Origin of the sequence: Leifsonia aquatica, from assembly GCF_014190775.1 — a bacterium.
Classification (GTDB): domain Bacteria; phylum Actinomycetota; class Actinomycetes; order Actinomycetales; family Microbacteriaceae; genus Leifsonia; species Leifsonia aquatica.
Genome location: NZ_JACHVP010000001.1, coordinates 1,028,486 through 1,040,316, shown reverse-complemented (window position 1 = coordinate 1,040,316; position 11,831 = coordinate 1,028,486). Strand labels below are relative to the sequence as shown.

Below are 11,831 nucleotides of genomic sequence, written 5' to 3'. Positions count from 1 at the left end.
CGGTCGCACACTCAGGCACCCCGATGACACGGTGCCGCACATATCGAACCGGAGGACCATGAGCGCCGCGAACCCCGTGCCCGAGAAGCCCGCCCTCGAAGGGCTGGAAGCGAAGTGGGGCGACCGCTGGCAGCAGCAGGGCACCTTCAGCTTCGACCGCGACGCCGCGCTGGCCGCTGGACGGGAGTGCGTCTACTCGATCGACACCCCGCCGCCGACCGCCTCCGGGTCGCTGCACATCGGGCACGTCTTCAGCTACACGCACACCGACGTCGTCGCGCGTTACCACCGCATGCGCGGCGAGCACGTGTTCTACCCGATGGGCTGGGACGACAACGGCCTGCCCACCGAGCGCCGCGTCCAGAACTACTACGGCGTGCGCTGCGACCCGACCCTCCCCTACGAGGCGGACTTCGTCCCGCCGTTCGAGGGCGGCGACAACAAGAGCAGCAAGGCGGCCGACCAGAAGCCGATCTCGCGCCGCAACTTCATCGAGCTGTGCGAGCGGCTCACCGTCGAGGACGAGAAGCAGTTCGAGGCGCTCTGGCGCTCGCTCGGCCTCTCCGTCGACTGGTCTCAGACCTACCGCACCATCGGGCACGAGTCCCTGCGCACGTCGCAGCTCGCGTTCCTCCGCAACATCCAGCGCGGGGAGGCCTACCAGGCCCTGGCGCCGACCCTCTGGGACATCACCTTCCGCACCGCCGTCGCCCAGGCCGAGCTCGAGGACCGCGAGCAGCCGAGCGCCTACCACCGCGTCGCGTTCCACGGCGCAGACGGCCCCGTCTACATCGAGACCACGCGCCCGGAGCTCCTCCCGGCGTGCGTCGCTCTCGTGGCCCACCCCGACGACGAGCGCTACCAGCCGCTGTTCGGCACCACCGTCCGCACGCCGGTCTTCGGCGTCGAGGTGCCCGTGGTCGCCCACCACCTCGCGCAGCCCGACAAGGGCAGCGGCATCGCGATGATCTGCACCTTCGGCGACATCACCGACGTCACCTGGTGGCGGGAGCTCGACCTGCCGAACCGCGCGATCATCGGCTTCGACGGCCGCATCGTCAGCGAGCCGCCCGCGGCCATCGAGAGCGCCGAGGGCAAGGCCGCGTACGCGGAGCTCGCCGGCAAGACCACGTTCTCGGCCAAGCAGGCCGTGGTGGAGCTGCTGCGCGCCTCCGGCGACCTGATCGGCGACCCGAAGCCCATCCAGCACCCGGTCAAGTTCTTCGAGAAGGGCGACAAGCCGCTCGAGATCGTCTCCACCCGCCAGTGGTACGTCAAGAACGGCGCCCGCGACGAGCATCTGCGCCAGCGGCTGATCGAGCTGGGCCAGGAGATCGACTGGCACCCCGACTTCATGCGCGTGCGCTACGAGAACTGGGTCAACGGCCTCACCGGCGACTGGCTCATCTCGCGCCAGCGCTTCTTCGGCGTGCCGATCCCCGTCTGGTACCCGCTCGACGCCGACGGCAACCCCGTGCACGACCAGCCCATCCTGCCGACCGAGGAGCAGCTCCCGGTCGACCCGTCGTCCGACCCGGCCCCCGGCTACGACGAGGCGCAGCGCGGCCAGGCCGGCGGCTTCGTCGGCGAGCTCGACGTGATGGACACCTGGATGACCTCCTCCCTCACCCCGCAGCTCGCGGGCGGCTGGGAGCGCGACGGCGACCTGTTCGACGCGGTCTACCCGTTCGACCTGCGCCCCCAGGGCCAGGACATCATCCGCACCTGGCTCTTCTCGACCCTCCTGCGCTCGCAGCTCGAGAACGACGTCGTGCCGTGGCGCAACGCCGCCATCTCCGGCTTCATCGTCGACCCCGACCGCAAGAAGATGTCGAAGTCGAAGGGCAACGTCGTCACCCCCGCCGACATCCTGGAGCGCCACGGCTCGGACGCCGTGCGCTACTGGGCGGCCTCCTCGCGCCTCGGCACCGACGCGGCGTTCGACCCGCAGAACCCGACGCAGATCAAGATCGGCCGCCGTCTGGCCATCAAGCTGCTCAACGCGGCGAAGTTCATCCTCGGCTTCGAGGCGCCCGCCTCCCTCGATCTCGGGCAGGTCACGAGCCCGCTCGACGTCGGGATGCTGCAGAACCTCTCCGACGTGATCGGCGACGCGACCGCCGCCCTCGACGCGTACGACCACGCCCGCGCCCTCGAGATCGTCGAGACGTTCTTCTGGACGTTCTGCGACGACTACCTCGAGCTCGTGAAGGAGCGCGCGTACGGCGAGGCGAACGCCGAGCAGGTCTCGGCCGTCGTCGCCCTCCGCGTGGCCCTCTCGGCCTTCCTGCGCCTGCTCGCCCCCGTGCTGCCGTTCGCGGCGGAGGAGGCGTGGAGCTGGTCCGCCGAGGGCTCGGTGCACGTCGCACCCTGGCCGACGGCTGACGAGGTCGCCCCGCAGACCGCCGACCAGCGCCCCGTGCTCGCCATCGTCGGACGCGCCCTGACGGGCATCCGCGGCGCCAAGACGGCCGCGAAGGCCTCCCAGCGCACCGCCGTGGATTCGGCCGTGATCGCCGGCCCCGCGGCCGAGATCGCCGCGATCGAGTCCGCCGCCGGCGACCTGCGGTCCGTCGGCAGAATCGCCGAACTGCGTTTCGCAGCCGCCGATGAGCTGGCTGTGACCGATATTCTGCTTTCTCAGGCCCCGAGCGAGGAGAAACGATGACGGCGACCGTCCGCAAGGTGGAGGACAACGAGTTCTTCACCTGGCTCGACCTCTACGCGGGCTACGGGGAGTTCTACGAGAACCCCGTGACCGACGAGAAGGCGCTCCTGGTGTGGAGCTGGATCACCGACTCCGGCAACGAGCTGGAGGCGTACTTCGCGATCGACGACGAGGGCAACCCGGTGGGCGTCGCGCATGTCCGCGAGTTCGTCCGGCCGCTCGACGGGAGCAAGGGCCTCTACCTCGACGACCTGTTCGTGTCGCCGGATGCGCGCGGAGAGGGAGCGGGCAGGCAGCTGCTCGAGTTCCTCCGCGATTCTGCCCGCGAACGGGGCCTCTCGGTGGTCCGCTGGATCACCGCGAAGGACAACGAGACCGCGCGTCGTCTGTACGACGCCGTGGCGCAGAAGACGAAGTGGGTGACCTACGATCTCGTCCCCTGATCAGGATCGGGATATGGTCGGAACACGCAGACGGCTCGCGTGGCCGTGCGGGGAAGGCGAAGGGAGTAACCCATGACGATCGAGGTCCGACCGGTCAGGGACGGAGATTTCTTTGCCTGGCTTGAGCTGTATTCGAAGTACGCGGAGTTCTACGAGACCGAGCTGACCGACCAGAGGGCGCTCGTGCTCTGGTCGTGGCTCACGGCTCCCGAGCACGAGGAGCAGGGCTTCGTCGCCGTCGACGGCGACCGCATCGTGGGCCTGGCGCACGTACGGGAGTTCGCGCGGCCGCTGGAAGGCGACCGCGGACTCTTCCTCGACGACCTGTTCGTCCTGGAGAGCGAGCGCGGTTCGGGCATCGGCCGCACGCTGATCGATCACGTGCGTTCGCTGGCCGTGGAACGCCGGCTCGGCGTGGTCCAGTGGATCACCGCCCAGGACAACACGAACGCCCAGCGCGTCTACGACGCCGTCGCCTCCCGCACCTCGTGGGTGACGTACGAGATCGATCTGGCCGGTCAGAGCTGATGCAGCTCGGTACCCGGTGGGCGGTCGGAGCGACCCCGCCCGAGAACCTGCCCGAGGTCGTCACCTATGCGGTGTCGACCGTCGAGGAGGAGCTCGTGGCCACGGATGTGGCGACCGAGGGCTGGCGCTGGACGCTCACCTGGCTGGAGGGCCGCCCGGTCGTCGAGCTGGATGACGGCACCGTCGTGCGGTACAACCCGCAGGAGGACTCCGCCACGATCACGCAGCCGGTCGAGCAGCAGGCCACCGACTACGACGAGGTCTGACGCGACCTCCGCCTCCCTCGTCGGCATCGGCTAGCGCGGGAGCTGCGGGAGGAGGCGCGCGGCGCTGTCGCGCGTGGCCTCGACGAGATCGACGCGCTCGGCGTGGTGCGACGAGCGGCGGACGGGGCGTGCGCCCCAGGCGGTCAGAGCGGCTCCGATGCGGAGTGCGGTGCGGTGGGTCCACGATCGGTGGGCCGGGAGCACATAAACGGTGGTCATGAGGCGGATCCTTCCGGGACGGGCTGGGGCGCGGGCTCCGTGGCGCCGGCGTCGTAGGTGCGGGCGCTGAACAGGAGGCGCGTGCACAGGAGGGTGAGGACGACCACCGCGCCGCCGCCGATGACGAACGGCAGCCGGAGGTCGATGCGGGCGACGAACCCGCCGAGCACGGTGGCGATCGGGGTGAGCCCCCAGCCGATCGTGCGGACGATCCCCATCGCACGGCCGAGCATGTCGCCCGGGATGAGGACTTGGCGGAGCGCACCCCAGGGCACGTTCCAGACGGCGACGCCGAAGGCGCCCACCGCGTAGCTGAGGATGGCGACGACGACGTTGGCCGTGACGCCGACCCCGAGGATCCCGATGCCGCTGACGAGGATGGACCAGAACATGATCCGTCCGCGGCCGAAACGCGCGACGAGCGCGCTCGAGATGAGAGCGCCCACGAGCGCCCCGACGCCCACGCCGGCGGTCACGACGCCGATCAGCGCCTCGGGCACCGAGAACGTCTGCAGGAGCAGGAGCACGACGCTCCCCTGTGCAAAGGCCAGGGCCGACGCGGTGAGCGACGTCAGGATGATCATCTTGCGGAGGAAGCGGTGCCCCGTGAGGAAGCGGACGACCGCGCCCATCCCGGGCCGGGCGACCGCCGCTCCGGACGCGAGCTCGGCCTCCGTCGCCTGCACATGCGCCCGGGCGGCGGCGACCGGGATGGTCAGCGCGAGCAGGCCCGCGATGAGGAAGCCGGACCCGGTGAGCCAGACGGGCAGCACGAGCGCCACCGCGAACAGGAAACCCGCGATCGGTGTGGCGACGAAGTTCTGCACGACGATCTCGGCCGACTGCATCCTGCCGTTCGCCCGGTCGAGCTGATCGCGGCCGACGAGACTCGGCACGACCGTCGTGGTCGCGTTGTCGAACACCGTCTCCCCGAGGCCGAAGAGCAGCACGCAGGCGTACAGCCACCAGATGGTGAGCGCGTCCGCGGAGATCAGCGCCGCGAGCAGTGCGGCCACGGCGAACCGCAGGCTGTTGGCGACCGCCATCGCGATGCGGCGGTCGACCCGGTCGAGCAGCATGCCAGCCGGGATGCCGAACAGCAGCCACGGCAGGAACGTCACGGCCGTGACACCCGCGATCAGGGCGGGGTCGCGTGTCAGGGTGGTGGCGATGAGCGGGACCGCCGTGCGCCCGATGCCGTCGGCGAGGTTGCTGGCGATGGCGGCGGTCCACAGGCGGTTGAACCCGGCCCCCATCGGCGACCGGCGCACGCGCGGCTCGGGCGCGGCGGTCATCGCTCGCTGGCCTCCACCAGCGGGAACGCGTTGAACTGCACCTGGACGCGCTTGCGCCCCTCGGTGTCCTGGGTCTTCCACTTCTCCTTCAACCGATCCTGCAGCGCGTAGTACTCGCGGCCGAACTCGGCGAGCTGGTCGATCGTGAGCTCGAGGTGCGAGGTGGAGAGCGTGCTCGCCTGCATCCACTCGGCGCCGTACACGTCGAGGCCGCGGCGCACGAAGGCGGTGAGGCGGCGCTCGTTGTTCTGCTGCCACTCGCGGGAGATGAGCTCGTTGGCCTCGCGGCCGGCCGGCGTGGCCAGCGTCTCGAGAGAGCCGATGGTGACGCCGCCGGGAGCCATACGCCACCAGCGCTCGCGACCGGAGCCGCGCTCCGCGTCCTCGACGATGATGTTGTGCTTGGCGAGCTGGCGCAGGTGGTAGCTCGTGGAGCCGCTCGACTCCCCCAGGCGCTCGGCGAGGCCGCTGGCCGTCGCCGGTCCGAAGTCGGACAGCTCGTTCATGATCTCGACGCGCAGCGGATGGGCGAGCGCACGCAGCGCCTCCATCCCGAGGGCGTCGTGCATGGGGTGCGAGATCGCCGGCGGCTTCTGCTCGGCCGGGGTCGACTCGCGCTCTTCATCGGTGGACATGTGACGAGAATACAATCGCAAAGACTTCTTTGCAACTACTTCTTTGCAATTGCTTCTTTGCAACTACTTCTTTGCAATGGGCCCACCCCCGCACACCGCCGACGTCAGACGCGGGCCACGATCTCCCCGTGGGGCATGCCGTACCAGCCCGACGGCGTCCGCACCCACTCCAGCCACGCGGCGGCGATCTCGTCCAGTTCGGCACTGCTCGCGATGCCGTGATCGAGAGCATGGCGGGCGAAGTCGGAGTCCACGACCCGGACGCTCCAGGACTCTCCCCACCATCGCCGGTCGTCCGCCGACGCGAAGCACCAGATCGACGCCGAGCTGCTCACCTCCTCGAAGCCCGCCTCGAGCGCCCATCCTCGCAGCAACCGACCCGCGTACGGCTCGCCGTGGTTCGCCCGCTGAACGGCCTGGTTCACGCGCATCCACGCGCTCAGGCCGGGCAGCTGGGGCGCCCACATGGTCCCGCCCCAGTCGACGTCCCGAGCGACCACGTGTCCCCCGGGCTTCGTCACCCGCCGCAGCTCGCGGAGCACGGCCACCGGATCCCCCATGTGCTGCAGCACCTGGTGCGCGTGGACGACATCGAATGTCGCGTCCGGGAACTCCAGCGCGTAGGCGTCGCCGACCGAGAACGTGACGTTCTCCACACCGCGCTCGGCGGCCGACCGTGTGGCGTGCTCCACGATGTCCGCGCTCGCGTCGATCCCGACCACCGGCCCGGGTGCGACGCGGGCGGCGATGTCGAACGTGATCGTGCCGGGACCGCTGCCCACGTCCAGCACAGCCGCTCCGGGATGCAGCAGCGACGCGAAATAGGCGCCGGAGTTCTCCAGCGTCCGCCACTCGTGCGACCGGAGCACGCTCTCGTGATGACCGTGTGTGTAGCGTTGCTGAGCGTCCATGCTGACATCGTATGCACGGCGGCGGAGGCCTCCGCGCCACGTTACATGGACGTCCGCTGGCCGTAGGCTGGACTGATGGCAGACACGAATCCGTTCTTCTCCCCCAGCGCCCTCCCCTACCAACTGCCGCCGTTCGCCGAGATCCGGGACGAGCACTACCGCCCCGCCTTCGAGCGCGGATTCGCGGAGCAGCTCGCCGAGGTCGAGGCCGTCACGGCCTCCCCCGAGCCGGCGACCTTCGAGAACACGTTCCTGCCGTTGGAGCGCTCGGGAGGCGTGCTCCAGCGCGTCGCCGAAGTCTTCTTCAACAAGAGCTCCTCCGACAGCACGGACTTCACCAACGCGCTCGAAGAGGAGATCGCGCCGCAGCTCGCGGCCCACCAGGACGCCATCCTGCTGAACCCGGCGCTGTACGCCCGCATCGCCGCCGTCCATGACCAGCTCGACGACCTCGGCCTGGATGCGGAGTCCCGCTACCTCGTCGAGCGGTATCACACCGAGTTCACTCTCGCCGGGGCCGGCCTCGATGACGCCGACAAGGAACGCCTGCGCGAGTACAACCAGCGCCTCTCGACCCTGACGACCCGGTTCGAGAAGAACCTGCTCGCCGACACGAACGACCTCGCGGTCGTGCTCGACTCGACCGACGAGCTGGACGGCCTCGGCGAGGGTGAGATCTCGGCCGCGGCCGAGGCCGCGCGCGAGCGCGGACTGGACGGCAAGTACGTCGTCTCCCTCGTGCTCCCGACCGGTCACCCGTGGCTCGCCTCGCTCACCCGCCGCGACGTGCGGGAGCGGATCATGACGGCCTCCCGCTCGCGCGGCATCCGCGGGGGCGACAACGACAACCGCGCACTGGTGCTCGAGATCACCCGGCTGCGGGCCGAGCGTGCGCGCCTGCTCGGCTTCGACACCCACGCCGCCTTCGTGACCGCCGACCAGACGGCCCGCACCCCGCAGGCGGTCGCCGACATGCTCGGCCGGCTCGCCCCTCCCGCCGCCCGCAACGCCCGGGCCGAGCAGGACGACCTCGAACGACGGCTCCCCGAGGGCGACTCCGTGCAGAGCTGGGACTGGGCGCACCTCACCGACGCGGTGCGGCAGGAGAAGTACGACGTCGACTTCGCCGCCATGCGCCCCTACTTCGAGGCCGAGCGCGTGCTGCACGACGGCGTCTTCCACGCCGCGACCAGCCTGTACGGCATCACGTTCGAGGAGCGACCCGACCTCGTCGCCTACCACCCGGAGGCGCGCGTCTTCGAGGTGCGCAACGAGGACGGCAGCGAGCTCGGTCTCTACATCCTCGACCTCTACACCCGCGACTCCAAGCGCGGAGGGGCGTGGATGAACCCGCTCATCTCGCAGTCCGAGCTGCTCGGCACGCCGACGGTCGTGGTCAACAACCTCAACGTGCCGAAGCCCGCGGCGGGCGAGCCAACCCTCCTGACCTACGACGAGACGAACACGCTCTTCCACGAGTTCGGCCATGCGCTGCACGGGCTCTTCGCCCACGTGACCTACCCCAAGTTCGCCGGCACCAACGTGTTCCGCGACTTCGTGGAGTTCCCGAGCCAGGTCAACGAGATGTGGATGCTCTGGCCCGAGATCGTCGAGAACTACGCCGTGCACCACGTGACGGGCGAGCGGATGCCGCAGGAGCTGGTCGACCGCCTCCACGCCTCCGAGTCGTTCAACGAGGGCTTCGCGACCAGCGAGTACCTCGCCGCCGCTCTGCTCGACCAGGCCTGGCACGCCATCACCGCCGATGACACCGTGGAGGACGTCGCCGCCTTCGAGGCCAAAGCACTCGCGGACGTCGGGCTCGATGCACCGGCGATCCCGCCGCGCTATGCGAGCACGTACTTCGCGCACACTTTCTCGGGCGGCTACGACGCGGGCTACTACTCGTACATCTGGAGCGAGGTGCTCGACGCCGACACGGTGGAGTGGTTCAAGGAGAACGGCGGGCTCAGCCGCGCCAACGGCGACCGCTTCCGTTCGCGCCTGCTCGGCGTCGGCGGTTCGAAGGACCCGCTGGAGGCCTACCGCGACTTCCGCGGGCGCGACGCGGTCATCGAGCCGCTGCTGAAACGGCGCGGTCTCGGCGGCTAGCCGGGCTCCGCTCTCCACCGGGCTCCGCTCTCCATCGGTACTAGCCCCCTTCCCGCGGCTGGCCCTAGCCTGGGCGCAGACTCCGCGGGAAGGGGGCTCCATGAGCGCAGCCGGTCCGGAGCGCCCGATGCCGGCACCCACGGTCCGTATGCTGCTGCTCCTCAGCATCCCGGCCCTCCTCATCGGGGTGCTCTCCGCGCTCTCCCTGTGGCTGCTCGACGAGGTCGCCGACCTGCTGCAGAAGGCCGTGTGGACGGCGCTGCCCGGCGCGATCGGTGTCGATGGGGCGTCCGGATGGTGGATCTTCCTGGTGCTCACGGTCACCGGCGCCGCGGTGGGGCTCGTCGTCTGGCTGCTCCCCGGCCATGCCGGCCCCGACTCCGCCACGACCGAGCTGGTCACGACGCCGCTCCCGCCCGCGGTCGTGCCGTCCCTCGCGCTGGCAGCGGTGCTCGGGCTCGCCGGCGGCGTCAGCCTCGGGCCGGAGAACCCGATCATCGCCATCAACGCGAGCCTGCTGGTCGCGCTGGTCCTGCGGCTCTGGAAGCGGGTGCCCGCACAGCTGGTGCTCCTGATGGCCGCCTCGGCCACCATCGGAGCGATGTTCGGCACCCCCGTCGCCGCCGCGCTCGTCTTCACCGGGATCGTCGCGGCCGCGCCCGGAGGCGGGGCCCTCTGGGATCGACTGTTCCTCCCCCTCGTCGCCGCTGCAGCGGGCTCCGAGACGATGGTCCTGCTCTCGCACCCGCAGTTCGGCGTGCCGCTGCCGGCCTACACCGACGTGCACTGGCCGGACGTCATCTCGGCTCTCGTGATCGCGACGGCGGCGGCGCTGCTCGGGGTGCTGGGTGCCACGGCCTTCCCGGCCGTGCATCGCGCGTTCCACAGCCTCCGGAACCCGCTTCTCGTCTCCCTCGCCGGTGGCGTCGTGCTCGGCGTCCTCGGGGTCATCGGCGGCCCGCTCACGCTGTTCAAGGGGCTGGAGCAGATGGGCGAGCTGATCCACGACCGGGCCGACTATTCGGCGGTGCAGCTCGTGGTGATCGTGGTCGTGAAGATCGCAGCCCTGCTCGTCGCGGCCAGCGCCGGGTTCCGCGGGGGTCGCGTGTTCCCGGCCGTGTTCATCGGGGCGGCGATCGGACTGCTCGCCGCGGCCCTCGTGCCGGGCATCCCGCTCGCCGTCGCCGTGGCCGCGGGGGTGCTCGGGATGACGGTCGCCGTCGCGCGGGACGGCTGGATCGCGATCTTCGTCGCGCTGGCCGTGACGCAGAGCGTGGCCGTGCTGCCGATCCTGTGCCTGGCCATCCTGCCGGCGTGGCTGGTCGTGACGCGCTCGCCCCAGTGGCTCATCCGACCGCGCGTCAGCGCCGACGGACTCACCGCTCCGACGCTCCGCCCGGAGGCGTGAGCGACCGGAGGGAGCCGGTCAGGCCGACTTCTCCTCGCGCCGCGGGCGGTGCGGGACGATCGTGGGGGCGGCGTTCTCGAGCACGGCCTCCTTGGTGACGACGACACGGGCGACCTCGGAGCTGGACGGCACCTCGAACATGATCGGGCCGAGCACCTCCTCCATGATCGCGCGGAGGCCGCGGGCACCGGTCTTGCGGAGCACGGCCAGGTCGGCGATGGATTCGAGGGCGGCGTGCTCGAACTCGAGCTGCACGCCGTCGAGCTCGAACATCCGCTGGTACTGGCGCACCAGCGCGTTCTTCGGCTCAGTCAGGATCTGCATGAGCGCGGTCTGGTCGAGCTGCGTGACGGTCGTGACGACGGGCAGACGGCCGATGAACTCCGGGATGAGGCCGAACTTGTGCAGGTCTTCCGGCAGGACCTCGCTGAAGAGGTTGATGTCGTCGCCCTTGGAGTGCAGCGGGGCGCCGAAGCCGATGCCCTTCTTGCCGGCGCGGGACGAGATGATCTCCTCCAGGCCCGCGAAGGCGCCCGCCACGATGAACAGCACGTTCGTCGTGTCGATCTGGATGAACTCCTGGTGCGGGTGCTTGCGGCCGCCCTGCGGCGGGACGGACGCGACCGTGCCCTCGAGGATCTTGAGCAGCGCCTGCTGCACGCCCTCGCCGGAGACGTCGCGGGTGATCGACGGGTTCTCGGCCTTGCGGGCGATCTTGTCGACCTCGTCGATGTAGATGATGCCGGTCTCGGCCCGCTTGACGTCGTAGTCGGCGGCCTGGATCAGCTTGAGGAGGATGTTCTCGACGTCTTCGCCGACGTATCCGGCCTCGGTGAGAGCGGTCGCGTCGGCGACGGCGAACGGCACGTTGAGGCGGCGCGCGAGCGTCTGTGCGAGGTAGGTCTTGCCGCAGCCGGTGGGGCCGATCAGCAGGATGTTGCTCTTGGCGATCTCGACGTCGTCCATGGCGTCGGCCGCGGTGATGGTCTGCTTGGCGCGCACGCGCTTGTAGTGGTTGTACACGGCGACGGCGAGCGACCGCTTGGCGGCCTCCTGGCCGATGACGTACTCCTCGAGGAACCCGAAGATCTCCTTCGGCTTCGGCAGCTCGAACTCGCTGGCGGCCTCTTCGCCGGCTTCGGCGAGGCGCTCCTCGATGATCTCGTTGCAGAGTTCGACGCACTCGTCGCAGATGTACACGCCTGGACCGGCGATCAGCTGCTGGACCTGCTTCTGGCTCTTGCCGCAGAAGGAGCACTTGAGCAGATCGGCGCTCTCCCCGATTCGTGCCATCCCTCGTCCCCTCCCACTACACGGGTGTCTTCTCAACGAGCCTAACCTGTGCG

General features: G+C 70.0%; 11 protein-coding genes. 6 read left to right on the top strand and 5 right to left on the bottom strand.

Annotated elements, in window-relative coordinates; all coding sequences use genetic code 11:
- Nucleotides 1-58: 58 nt before the first annotated feature.
- The 4 genes from valS to FHX33_RS04985 all read left to right on the top strand — a co-directional run bounded on the left by valS (nucleotide 59) and on the right by FHX33_RS04985 (nucleotide 3,905).
- Entirely contained in the window at nucleotides 59-2,668 is a 2,610-nt protein-coding gene (gene valS / locus FHX33_RS05000; RefSeq protein WP_021762185.1) for a valine--tRNA ligase, read from the top strand.
- Nucleotides 2,665-3,111 (top strand): GNAT family N-acetyltransferase, encoded by a 447-nt coding sequence (locus FHX33_RS04995; protein WP_021762184.1) that lies wholly within the window; start codon nucleotides 2,665-2,667, stop codon nucleotides 3,109-3,111. The genes valS and FHX33_RS04995 overlap by 4 nt, the downstream gene beginning before the upstream one ends.
- A gap of 72 nt (nucleotides 3,112-3,183) precedes the next feature.
- Nucleotides 3,184-3,639, top strand: a complete 456-nt coding sequence (locus tag FHX33_RS04990; protein WP_021762182.1) for a GNAT family N-acetyltransferase — start codon at nucleotides 3,184-3,186, stop codon at nucleotides 3,637-3,639.
- Nucleotides 3,639-3,905 (top strand): hypothetical protein, encoded by a 267-nt coding sequence (locus FHX33_RS04985; protein ID WP_021762181.1) that lies wholly within the window; start codon nucleotides 3,639-3,641, stop codon nucleotides 3,903-3,905. Before FHX33_RS04990 ends, FHX33_RS04985 begins: the two co-directional genes overlap by 1 nt.
- 30 nt (nucleotides 3,906-3,935) lie before the next feature.
- Here FHX33_RS04985 and FHX33_RS04980 read toward each other — a convergent pair whose 3' ends face one another.
- From FHX33_RS04980 to FHX33_RS04965, 4 genes are all read right to left on the bottom strand, one after another.
- On the bottom strand, nucleotides 3,936-4,124 hold the full coding sequence (locus FHX33_RS04980) for a hypothetical protein (RefSeq protein WP_021762179.1): 189 nt from the start codon (nucleotides 4,122-4,124) through the stop codon (nucleotides 3,936-3,938).
- Entirely contained in the window at nucleotides 4,121-5,419 is a 1,299-nt protein-coding gene (locus FHX33_RS04975; RefSeq protein WP_021762177.1) for an MFS transporter, read from the bottom strand. Before FHX33_RS04975 ends, FHX33_RS04980 begins: the two co-directional genes overlap by 4 nt.
- Nucleotides 5,416-6,054: an ArsR/SmtB family transcription factor gene (locus FHX33_RS04970; protein ID WP_021762175.1), complete on the bottom strand. Its 639-nt coding sequence runs from the start codon at nucleotides 6,052-6,054 to the stop codon at nucleotides 5,416-5,418. Before FHX33_RS04970 ends, FHX33_RS04975 begins: the two co-directional genes overlap by 4 nt.
- Nucleotides 6,055-6,158: 104 nt before the next feature.
- Nucleotides 6,159-6,965, bottom strand: coding sequence for a class I SAM-dependent methyltransferase (locus FHX33_RS04965; protein WP_021762173.1), 807 nt, complete (start codon nucleotides 6,963-6,965; stop codon nucleotides 6,159-6,161).
- Between the two features lie 75 nt (nucleotides 6,966-7,040).
- Here FHX33_RS04965 and FHX33_RS04960 point away from each other — a divergent pair, with 75 nt between their 5' ends.
- Complete coding sequence (locus FHX33_RS04960) at nucleotides 7,041-9,077, top strand: M3 family metallopeptidase (RefSeq protein WP_021762171.1); 2,037 nt, start codon at nucleotides 7,041-7,043, stop codon at nucleotides 9,075-9,077.
- A gap of 100 nt (nucleotides 9,078-9,177) precedes the next feature.
- Nucleotides 9,178-10,485, top strand: coding sequence for an ion channel protein (locus FHX33_RS04955; protein WP_039921701.1), 1,308 nt, complete (start codon nucleotides 9,178-9,180; stop codon nucleotides 10,483-10,485).
- 18 nt (nucleotides 10,486-10,503) lie between these two features.
- Here FHX33_RS04955 and clpX read toward each other — a convergent pair whose 3' ends face one another.
- Nucleotides 10,504-11,778: an ATP-dependent Clp protease ATP-binding subunit ClpX gene (gene clpX, locus FHX33_RS04950; RefSeq protein ID WP_021762167.1), complete on the bottom strand. Its 1,275-nt coding sequence runs from the start codon at nucleotides 11,776-11,778 to the stop codon at nucleotides 10,504-10,506.
- Nucleotides 11,779-11,831: the final 53 nt, after the last annotated feature.

Bases quoted from the DNA above. Each gene is read 5' to 3' on its own strand.
- valS (WP_021762185.1), top strand. From the start codon at position 59: ATGAGCGCCGCGAACCCCGTGCCCGAGAAGCCCGCCCTCGAAGGGCTG.
- FHX33_RS04995 (WP_021762184.1), top strand. From the start codon at position 2,665: ATGACGGCGACCGTCCGCAAGGTGGAGGACAACGAGTTCTTCACCTGG.
- FHX33_RS04990 (WP_021762182.1), top strand. From the start codon at position 3,184: ATGACGATCGAGGTCCGACCGGTCAGGGACGGAGATTTCTTTGCCTGG.
- FHX33_RS04985 (WP_021762181.1), top strand. From the start codon at position 3,639: ATGCAGCTCGGTACCCGGTGGGCGGTCGGAGCGACCCCGCCCGAGAAC.
- FHX33_RS04980 (WP_021762179.1), bottom strand. From the start codon at position 4,124: ATGACCACCGTTTATGTGCTCCCGGCCCACCGATCGTGGACCCACCGC.
- FHX33_RS04975 (WP_021762177.1), bottom strand. From the start codon at position 5,419: ATGACCGCCGCGCCCGAGCCGCGCGTGCGCCGGTCGCCGATGGGGGCC.
- FHX33_RS04970 (WP_021762175.1), bottom strand. From the start codon at position 6,054: ATGTCCACCGATGAAGAGCGCGAGTCGACCCCGGCCGAGCAGAAGCCG.
- FHX33_RS04965 (WP_021762173.1), bottom strand. From the start codon at position 6,965: ATGGACGCTCAGCAACGCTACACACACGGTCATCACGAGAGCGTGCTC.
- FHX33_RS04960 (WP_021762171.1), top strand. From the start codon at position 7,041: ATGGCAGACACGAATCCGTTCTTCTCCCCCAGCGCCCTCCCCTACCAA.
- FHX33_RS04955 (WP_039921701.1), top strand. From the start codon at position 9,178: ATGAGCGCAGCCGGTCCGGAGCGCCCGATGCCGGCACCCACGGTCCGT.
- clpX (WP_021762167.1), bottom strand. From the start codon at position 11,778: ATGGCACGAATCGGGGAGAGCGCCGATCTGCTCAAGTGCTCCTTCTGC.